The organism is Exiguobacterium sp. U13-1 (genome assembly GCF_001750115.1).
Lineage (GTDB): Bacteria > Bacillota > Bacilli > Exiguobacteriales > Exiguobacteriaceae > Exiguobacterium_A > Exiguobacterium_A acetylicum.
This window is the reverse complement of sequence record NZ_CP015731.1, coordinates 1,926,412-1,935,355: the sequence shown is the minus strand read 5'-3', so window position 1 is coordinate 1,935,355 and position 8,944 is coordinate 1,926,412. Positions and strand designations below refer to the sequence as shown.

Annotated in this window: 13 protein-coding genes; 5 read left to right on the top strand and 8 right to left on the bottom strand. The window is 47.1% G+C overall.

Features of this window, described 5'->3' with window-relative positions; translation table 11 throughout:
• Positions 1 to 29 precede the first annotated feature (29 nt).
• A complete protein-coding gene (locus ESP131_RS09980) occupies positions 30 to 437 on the top strand; it encodes a MerR family transcriptional regulator (protein ID WP_069940605.1) in 408 nt (135 codons plus the stop codon).
• On the opposite strand, the gene ESP131_RS09975 is transcribed toward ESP131_RS09980, so the two are convergent.
• On the bottom strand, positions 407 to 1,480 hold the full coding sequence (locus tag ESP131_RS09975; RefSeq protein ID WP_069940604.1) for a threonine aldolase family protein: 1,074 nt from the start codon (positions 1,478 to 1,480) through the stop codon (positions 407 to 409). The two genes, ESP131_RS09980 and ESP131_RS09975, sit on opposite strands and share 31 nt — an antisense overlap.
• A 124-nt stretch (positions 1,481 to 1,604) precedes the next feature.
• Here ESP131_RS09975 and ESP131_RS09970 point away from each other — a divergent pair, with 124 nt between their 5' ends.
• Both ESP131_RS09970 and ESP131_RS09965 read left to right on the top strand, forming a co-directional pair.
• Complete coding sequence (locus ESP131_RS09970; RefSeq protein WP_069940603.1) at positions 1,605 to 2,282, top strand: hypothetical protein; 678 nt, start codon at positions 1,605 to 1,607, stop codon at positions 2,280 to 2,282.
• Between the two features lie 200 nt (positions 2,283 to 2,482).
• Positions 2,483 to 2,776 (top strand): hypothetical protein, encoded by a 294-nt coding sequence (locus tag ESP131_RS09965; RefSeq protein ID WP_029341604.1) that lies wholly within the window; start codon positions 2,483 to 2,485, stop codon positions 2,774 to 2,776.
• A 53-nt stretch (positions 2,777 to 2,829) separates the two neighbouring features.
• Here the strand turns inward: ESP131_RS09965 and ESP131_RS09960 are convergent, their stop codons facing one another.
• From ESP131_RS09960 to ESP131_RS09940, 5 genes are all read right to left on the bottom strand, one after another.
• Positions 2,830 to 3,324, bottom strand: a complete 495-nt coding sequence (locus ESP131_RS09960) for an Imm64 family immunity protein (RefSeq protein ID WP_197499321.1) — start codon at positions 3,322 to 3,324, stop codon at positions 2,830 to 2,832.
• 66 nt (positions 3,325 to 3,390) lie between these two features.
• Entirely contained in the window at positions 3,391 to 4,527 is a 1,137-nt protein-coding gene (locus ESP131_RS09955) for a GGDEF domain-containing protein (RefSeq protein WP_069940601.1), read from the bottom strand.
• A 134-nt stretch (positions 4,528 to 4,661) separates the two neighbouring features.
• Complete coding sequence (locus ESP131_RS09950; RefSeq protein WP_069940600.1) at positions 4,662 to 4,907, bottom strand: phage holin; 246 nt, start codon at positions 4,905 to 4,907, stop codon at positions 4,662 to 4,664.
• The gene (locus ESP131_RS09945) at positions 4,904 to 5,539 is read right to left on the bottom strand and encodes a M15 family metallopeptidase (protein ID WP_069940599.1); all 636 of its coding nucleotides are present in this window, start codon (positions 5,537 to 5,539) and stop codon (positions 4,904 to 4,906) included. The genes ESP131_RS09950 and ESP131_RS09945 overlap by 4 nt, the downstream gene beginning before the upstream one ends.
• The gene (locus tag ESP131_RS09940) at positions 5,539 to 6,294 is read right to left on the bottom strand and encodes a helix-turn-helix domain-containing protein (RefSeq protein ID WP_069940598.1); all 756 of its coding nucleotides are present in this window, start codon (positions 6,292 to 6,294) and stop codon (positions 5,539 to 5,541) included. Before ESP131_RS09940 ends, ESP131_RS09945 begins: the two co-directional genes overlap by 1 nt.
• A gap of 91 nt (positions 6,295 to 6,385) precedes the next feature.
• Here ESP131_RS09940 and ESP131_RS09935 point away from each other — a divergent pair, with 91 nt between their 5' ends.
• Complete coding sequence (locus ESP131_RS09935; protein WP_069940597.1) at positions 6,386 to 6,877, top strand: DinB family protein; 492 nt, start codon at positions 6,386 to 6,388, stop codon at positions 6,875 to 6,877.
• A gap of 40 nt (positions 6,878 to 6,917) precedes the next feature.
• On the opposite strand, the gene ESP131_RS09930 is transcribed toward ESP131_RS09935, so the two are convergent.
• Positions 6,918 to 7,403: an NUDIX hydrolase gene (locus tag ESP131_RS09930; protein WP_069940596.1), complete on the bottom strand. Its 486-nt coding sequence runs from the start codon at positions 7,401 to 7,403 to the stop codon at positions 6,918 to 6,920.
• A gap of 213 nt (positions 7,404 to 7,616) precedes the next feature.
• On the opposite strand from ESP131_RS09930, the gene ESP131_RS09925 reads away from it, so the two are divergent.
• Positions 7,617 to 8,081: a hypothetical protein gene (locus tag ESP131_RS09925; RefSeq protein ID WP_035408172.1), complete on the top strand. Its 465-nt coding sequence runs from the start codon at positions 7,617 to 7,619 to the stop codon at positions 8,079 to 8,081.
• 317 nt (positions 8,082 to 8,398) lie between these two features.
• Here ESP131_RS09925 and ESP131_RS09920 read toward each other — a convergent pair whose 3' ends face one another.
• Positions 8,399 to 8,932, bottom strand: coding sequence for a DUF402 domain-containing protein (locus tag ESP131_RS09920; RefSeq protein WP_083254793.1), 534 nt, complete (start codon positions 8,930 to 8,932; stop codon positions 8,399 to 8,401).
• Positions 8,933 to 8,944 lie beyond the last annotated feature (12 nt).

Here is an 8,944-nt window from a genome sequence, read left to right as displayed (position 1 = left end):
ACTCTAAGTCAAGCAGAAAGGTGAGATGTATGTATACGATTTCTGAAATCAGTCGATTGACCGATACGAGTGCCCATACGATTCGCTATTACGAGAAAGAAGAGCTACTGTTTCCGAAGCGCCAGAACGGTCAACGTCGATACGACGACCAAGATGTGACGTGGCTTCGGTTCGTCCTTCGCTTGCGCGTAACGCATATGCCGATCGAGCAAATCCGTTCTTACGTGACGCTGTTTCTTGCTCACGGCGAGCAGGATACGACGCAAGAACGGCTCGCATTGCTTGAAGCCCACCATGCGAACGTCTTAGCACAACTAGCAGCATTACAAGAAACGGAGCGAATGATCGCAGAAAAAGTCGACACCTATCGTCTCCTTCATCCTACGATTCCCTCTCCTGATGTTGTTCAATCCTCTGAGAACGCCTCCGTCAATTGACGATAGACTGTTTCACGCTCGTCAGGCGTCAACGCAAGAAAACTGTCGCCGATGTTGATTTCCGTCGCACAGCCGCTATCTTTCTCAACGAGATAACCAGCGATACCAACTTTTCCGTTCGACTGGATTTCAATCAATTTTTCTTCGACGACTGCTTTTTCTGCCTTGAAGTAGAGATGAAACATGTTCGAGACTGGCTCTAGGGGACGAGTCGAGATGCCCGAAATCGCATTCAAACTGCTCGCAAGCTCCTTTGCGGCTGCATGGTACTCTGCCATGTCGTCTTTTCGTTGTTCATAATAATGATCGGCAGACAGAATATACGGATATAGACTAATCAAGTCACCGCCGTAGCGACGTTTCCAGATCCGTGCCTCTTGGCAAAACGTTTCTGGTCCAGCTAAGATTGCTCCTGCGACGCCGCCGAGTCCCTTATAAAAAGAGATGTAGACACTGTCAAACAGTTGCGCGATGTCCTTTGCTTCTGCCTCATAATACGGTAAGACCTCAAGTAAACGGGCACCGTCCAAGTGAAGACGGATTCCTCGTTCACGGGCATACGCACAGATCACTTCGAGTTCTTCACGCGACGGAAGCAATCCGCCGAGTTCGCGTTGCGGCAGTTCGAGTAACAGACAACTGACGTCCGGCAAAGCTTTGACGTCGTCTATCGTCATCAACCGATCCGCTTCTCCGACTAGTACTGGTTCGATCCCGTGCAATTTCTTTAAGCCGTCCTGTTCATGGATTTCGAGATGACAGAGCGGGTGATACGCGACCTTACGATTGTCCTGTTCATCCGACCAGATACGTAGCGCAATCTGTTGCGCCATCGTGCCACTCGGGAAAAAGACCGCATCGTCGTGCCCGAGTAAGTCTATCATCTTGCGCTCGAACGTCTTGATTAATTCGCCATTGCCATAGATGTCACTTGGTTGATCAGCCGAGACAGTTCGTAGCGCTTCTTGTAACACGCCGACCGTCCGACTACCATGTCCATCTAAACGTTTCGTCGTTTCTTGGTAACTCGATCGTAAATCCATCTCGTTCATTCCTTTCTAAATCAATGACTATTTTTTGAAAAAATCAAAATATTCCCTCTCTACTTTTGCTATACTGTGTAGCGAAAGTCTGTTAAACGTACTCGTCAAAGGAGGTGTCCCTATCGTGCAAACGCTTCGCACTCGCCTATTGCTTCTTATTCCACTTGTCTGTCTACTACTACTTATCATGCAACAATTTGTCCCGTCGCTCTATACGTCACTGCTTGGAGGAATTGATCCAGCAACGAATACATATTGCGTCGACCGTTGCGGTCCAAAGGAATCGATCTTCGATACGATCGAAGAAGGAACGTCTTATGGCGAGAGCACGGTCACGATGAGCGAAGTCGATCCACCAGCTCCATGGTTCCGGACAGGGTTCGATTCTTCGGTGACTACACCTCCTTATCTTCTCATACTATGTCTCATTCTCCTGTTTTGTAGCTGGTTTTTCTGGCATTATCTCCAGTGGTTGCGTCGACCTCGTATCAATCCATCAGGGTACGTGCTTCCGCCACGATTTCCAATCTTCATTTATGAGACAAAAGACCTGCCTGCTGACTCAATTCGAAAACAACTCGCTCACTTTAATGCACAATTGCCACTGTTCTTACAACGCCGGACCCACGAGACGGTAACGGAATGGTTTGATCGGATTGCGTTCCCATCTCCTGTTGATCCGCTCTACTTTGAAGTGCGGTATGGGAAGGTACCGGTCATCTCGACGCATCAATTGACCTTCTTCGCCCAAGCGATGGAGCAGTATCTTCGGACATGCCAAGTTCAATCATCGATCTCTTGAATCCTGCCGCCCTGCTCATTGAAGCTCGGCGGTTTTTCTTTTGCTGTCGAGTAGGATGACATCTTGAAAGAAGGTTCCAAAGGTTTTTAAGATTTGGATTGACTATTTTTCAAAATCAGACGATTAGTTGCCAGAAAACTGGGTAATATAGACTATAGTAGAGAAAAAGTCGTTTAACCAGGAGAGTGAGGTGAGAGAAGATGATCAGTGCACAAGAAGCCTATTACATCAAGAAGGAATTGAATGAAAAATTCGAGGATCCGCGGATTTCCTGTGATTTTTCAATCTTTTCACTTGAACCGTTCCAACTTCTCTTGCACGTCCAAGAAGATGTCGATGAGCTCAGTACTGAAACACGCTATGGCTTAAGCCGCAAGATTCGGTCCCAGCTCAAACAACTCGATGCACGTGTCGGTGGTGTTCCTGTCAAAGCGGTCTATGTCATATCGGCGCCTCTCATTTCCGATCGATCGTATTGCGTTATTTTACAATGAACATAAAAATACCCCGCATGAGAAGTACACTCTCATGCGGGGTATTTTTATGTTCATCGGCTGGTAAAACCATCGATTTTCCAAGAATTCTTCAAAAAAGTCTGTTGCTGCGACCAATAGACAATCGCATATTCTCGATTGATGTGTTCCCGTTCTGTTATCGCATGCTCGATTTCCGCATCAAAATCACAAAAGGCATACAGAGCGCTTGACCTGTCAGCAATCCTTTGCATGTCCTCCATGAACATCAATTCTTGCTGGTCGGTCGTCAACGGAATTAACTTCTCTTCTTGAAAACCGAATCGAAAACCAAAGCAGTCAGGCTCTTTTTCAATCGTCATTCGAACCGGTACTGTTATTAAACCATGATACGCTAAGAAGACGAGCGAGGCATTCCCGTAATGATGATTCAGTAATGGACGCCAGTCTTTCGGAAGACCCTTTTCCTCATTCCAATGTGATCCATCGATATCCGTCGCGTAACTGTATCTAAGACATCGTATATCTGAATGAAATGCATCCAAGACCATTCGAACAGCGTGTTCCATATCTTGCGTTTTTTCAAAAACAAATCCTACCTGTATCAGCATTCTTCATTCCCATCTGATTATGCATTACCCTGCCATGTCACTGATTTGGTTCCGACCATTCTCTTTCGCCCGATATAACGCTTGATCGGCTTGGTCGATCACCTCTTTTTCCGTCGTTTCTGCTCCGGGTACAAGCGACGTCAAGCCAAGACTGACACTGACCCGACAAAGTGGTTCATAGCGTTCATGTACGATATTCAAATCGAGAATGTCCTGACGAATTCGTTCTGCAATGTGCCGGGTTTCTTCTGCTCCACGCGACAACAAGACCGTGAACTCCTCCCCACCGTACCGTGCGACTTGCCCATGCCGTGCTTGACGCTTCAAGACGCGGGCGACTTCTTTTAAACATTCATCCCCTTTTAAATGACCATACGTATCATTATACGACTTAAAGGCATCGACATCGATCAAAATCAGGGAGAGTGGTGTCTGCTGTTGTTTGGCTTCTTCGAGGAGTTGCTCCAATCGTTCATCGAACGCCCGTCGATTCGGGATGCCGGTCAAGGCGTCGTGAAGCGAACGATGAATCAAGGCTTGTTTACTGCGTTCCATCCGAAACGTCTGGATGAAGGCAATCAAGACAAGAACGGCAATGCTTGCGACAACAACGATGACCCATTTCGCAGCACTCGATGCTTGTTCGGAACGATTCGTTGCTTCAGCAATGATTCGGTTGACGTCCGTCCGTAGACGGGCATCGATCGGGCGAAACGTCTCGATGAACTGCATCCCTTGATAGCGCTTTGCCTCAGCGGCTGATTGATCCCCGCTTCGAACGAGTGCCAGTTGGGCATCATAAAATCGGACTGCCGTCTCGATCCGGGGAATCACTTCCGTCCGGACGAGTTTTCGCATGATTGGATGATTCTCATCGAGTTGATTGAGTCGCTTGACCGTTTGATCAAGCCGATCAATCGTCCGATCATACTGGGCTAAATCCGCTTCGTTCGGTGTGAGGATGTAACTGCGAACGACCAGTTCAAGATTTAGCAACGCCGGAAACAACTCCGCTGCTTCCGTCGAGATCGGAATCGCCTCGTTTAAGATGCGTGCATTCTCTCGTTCGATTTTCAGGAAAGCTTGATAGCTCCAAACGCTTGTAAACAAAAGCGCACAGAGTGCCAAAAACAAATAGCGCTGCAACGTTGACCATTTCACAAAAAGACCGACCTTTCTTTCTCTTTCTAATTGACTAAAGTCTATCCCTTCTATCGGTGTCTTGAAATCAAACTGTTAGTCGTTTGTATGAAATAATGCCCGTTGCCGACACATTCCAAACGCTTCCAGCTTTCTTAATCGGTCAAGGATGTGTTTTCCAACTGTTCCTGTGCCTGCCTTCGTCTCATTGCCCGCTCAGTCACGTCATTGTTCTTCCACCAAGCGACGAGTAGACCAACCAGTCCGATCAGACCCGTCACGAACCGTTCGACGTCACTTGACGACACTGGCAATGCTGTAAAACCGAGCGTCGGTAAGAGTAACTCAAGGAAGACATAGAGCGGAATCAAGAGGCGGATCCACGCCTGAAGACGAATCATGGTGACACTGGAAAGAGACGACGCCATGTTTGCGGACCAACAATCCCGTCAGCGACTAGACGACATGTCTGTTGGAACGTTCGAACGGCGTGCGTCAATCGGGCATCAAAGATTCCTGTCACCACAAGACCCAAGCGTTTTTCGATGGCTCGGACGAGTTCCGGTGCTTGGATGCGCTCCCGTAGATAGTGTCCCGGTTTTGGCACATGATGGCGGGCAAGACTGACATGATCGTACAGTTCAAAATGTGGGTAATCAGGAAAACGAGACCAATCACCTCCCCAGTCCATTCCGCGTCGTTTCATCGCTACAACGATCCGCCGGAGTCGCGCGTCTGGCGGAGAAAGGAAAATTGCCCCATCCTGATAGAGAAAGACATCGATTGCTACACCGAAGTTATGGTTCGATTGTCCTCCGCGGGCTTGCGTCACGATGGGTCCTGGTGTCGTCCGTCCTTTTGCATACAACGCATTCTGTTCCGCGATGCTTCGAAAGCTTTGTGCTATACCGAGTTTGATCCCATGCGGATACAGCTCTCGAATCGCGTCACGCGCGATCCGGACGACAGACGGATGCATGCCCGGAACGGATAGTTTTTGATTGGCACGTCGGAGTATTTCTTCCAGTTGCATCAGGCTCCCTCCCTTGTCAGTCCTTGTAATAGTTCAGCAATTTCGACGTCGTCAGGTATGATCTGGTTCTCCTTCTGGTGTGCTTCATATGCTCGTTGCGCTGTTCTTTCTTGTTCTATCCAATTCGGTAATTGAAATAATGAAGTTTCTCTTCTTGAACGTTTGGTTATTCGTTTCCGTCGTTCAGCTGGTAATCCGGTCGCGAGACGCTTGATGACTTGTTCGATGTAACCGAAATGACGACTGTTCGCTCGCGCTGCCTCTTCGATCGCATACTGGATTCGCTCAATCGGATGCTCTGATGCAAGCTGTAGCAATTCCTGCTCGATTCGTGGTGTCGCTTTACCTAGATTCGTTTCGTACTGCTGCACCAGTTCCTTTTTTAAAGTCGTTTTCTTCAAGACTTCTTCTTCGGAGTCAGCAGAAACCTCGGAGGCAGTCGTCTCGTGACTCGCCGGGGACGGTGTGTCAACACGGGGCAGGACACGGTAAGCATTTGAGGTCTGTCCTCCGTGTTTCGTGAACCGTTCGACTTTCTCGATCCGACCACTTGCGATCAAGGACTGTATACACGACTTGACTGTCGATTTACTGCACGGAACAGCATCGGCGATCGTCTGATAGGACGGAAATGCTTGACCATCTTGACCACTGAAGCTTTCAAGGATCAGGTAGATCATTTTTTCATGGACGGACGCGAATGCCGTCCCGCTCCGTAAGAGCGTATGGGGAACCGGAAGATATGGAGCTTGCATGGTGATTCCTCCTTTCTAGGAAATATGACAGGAAGAAGTCGAAGATTGTTCGAAAAGAGTGAAGAAGATATTTTTTGAGAGGAGTGACAGGATGAACGAACTATTCACCTATTATCTACAAGAACTTGATCGCTATGAGCCGGAGGCGTTGATTCATCATCTCGATCATGACACGTGGTCGATTAGTCAAATGTACGATCATTTGATCGTCGTCAGTCATGAGTATTTGGATGAAGTCGAGTCGTGCCGGTTCGCACCCGTGACCACGTCCGGAAAGTCACCGTTCGGCGAACAGTTATTTGCTGTCGGTGCATTTCCGGCGACACCGATTCGATTACCGGATGCGATGAACGCACCACCGAACGAGACGGATCAGGTTGAACAAATAAGGACACGTTGGTTGCAACTGATTGATCGTCACGTAACGCTAGCAACGATTGCTCAGGCGACACCCGTTGATCAAAAGACGCAACACGGTGGGATGGGCTGGTTGAACGCTGCCGAGTGGTATGCCCTCGTCTCGTACCATCTCGCGCATCACCGGCATCAAAAACGACGACTCGACGCTGCGCTAGCCAATTGAACATGAAAAAGCGCTCTCCGCATGCGAAGAGCGCTTCGATTCATTTTAAGACATCCCAATTCGAAAAGTGTCGTACCTCAAGATCGAGTTGTTGTTCCTCAATCCAGCGGAATGCTTCAAGTACGAGCGGTGACGCATTGTCGATTGAAACTTCACTCGCCTTGACCCAACGCGCACCGAGTGAGTCTTGTCCGACGAATTGCTCGGGAATGCCAAGCGTTCCACCGGTCTGTCGAACGAGATAAAAGACGGCGATATGATGGACTTCATCGAACTCCCGCCAGTCCCACGGGAGCTTGAAGTCAGCGACGCCGATCTGTCGTTCGAGCTCTACCTCAAGCCCTGTCTCTTCTGTGAACTCACGGCGCATCGCCGTAGCGAGTGTCTCCCCTTCTTCTAGGCTACCCCCTGGTAAATCATAGCGATTGATGTACGGTCCACCATTTTTATCGATTACGAGTAAAGCATCCTCTTTCATTAATAAGCCATAGACTCCAAATGCACGGTGACAACGAATCGTTTTCATTCATCATACCTCCCTTTACTTCTCTTTTACATTTTTTATTTTTTATCACAATGACACTTAAACATATTGATATCTAAAGAACGCGGTAATGCGGTTAGCTTTATATTAATCGTTACAAAATCAGTCTAAAGGCTTACGTAATAGTTCGTATTTCATCATACACTTTACATAGATCATTAAATGAAAAGTCATATGGAAAGAAGGATTGCTACCATGAATCCCCCAAAGTTAAGTGTTTTTTTACTAAAGTCATGCCTATTTGTACTATCTCTTGGTCTACTGGGTTTAGCGGGCTATGCAATCCCTACATTGCTGAACGGAATCAAGAGTTCAATCATTTTTGAAAAACCAGGATATGTCGTATTGATCGTTGCTTATATTGCTCTTATACCGCTATTGGCTTCTATTTTTCACGGTTTCCGCATTTTAAGCGCCTTTACAAAAAGTCAGGACGCGGCTATTCGTATTTCTTCATCGTCGAATAGCATTAAAAAGGCATTCCTCGTGATTGCTGTTTTAGCGATTTCTATTCTTCCCGTATTCTTTTATATAGGTCAGTTAGATGATGCTCCTGGATTAGTGCTTGTAGGAATAAGTATCGTCATCATCCCACTAGCCATCAGTGCCTTTTTTAATTGCATGCAATACATGATGAAGAAACATATTGTTACTTCATGAATGAATCGTTAACAGATGAACGAATGTCCCTTAAAACGGCTTGAATTCGGTACTTTACCGGACTCAAGCCGTTTGTTCGTTGTTTAAAGTACGCTTGGATCACAAACGAACGTTCAGCGACTTCCATATTATTAAGTAGACGACGTTAATCTCACTACAGGATGTTTCATTGAACTACATCGGATTACTCTACTAAGACGAGACAAACAGGTGGACCCCTATCTTTAATGATAGAATCAAGAGAGTCAACGTATAGACTGACTCAAACGTCTTGCGACAAAAAGGGAACAGACTAAATGCGTAATATCGCGGTTTTTTTATTGGGTATCCTTTCCATCATTCATGTTCATGACGGTCAGGATGAAAGCATCTAAATAGCCGTCAAACGGAAACTGTTGCTGCGCGATCCGTTCTTGAAGGTTCAGCAATGACGCACGGGTTCGTTCAATCAATTCAACCGGATAGTGATAGAGCCGTTGGTTCTCCATAAATTCGTCCTCGTCGACGACTTGCCACACTCCGTTTCGATAGACGAGATCAAGATCCAGATCGATGAACGATAATGTTTCATCTTGAAGGACTGACGGAAGACAGATATTGCAGTAATAGCTCATCTCTCCCGTCCGTTCTATATCGAGACCAACCGTGAAATCAGCTTCAAACGGATAGAATTCGAGACTATAGTTGTCGTATGTATAAACGGTTGCGCGACGATGATGATGAAGCGTCCGCCCTGGAATATTCGCGACGAGTAGATAGTCTTTTGTCTGCTTTAGGACATATCCATCCCACGAATAGTGCGGACGTCCGTCAAGTTTCCGTGCCTCAATCATAAGACGTTTTAATTTCACTTCATCCCTCCC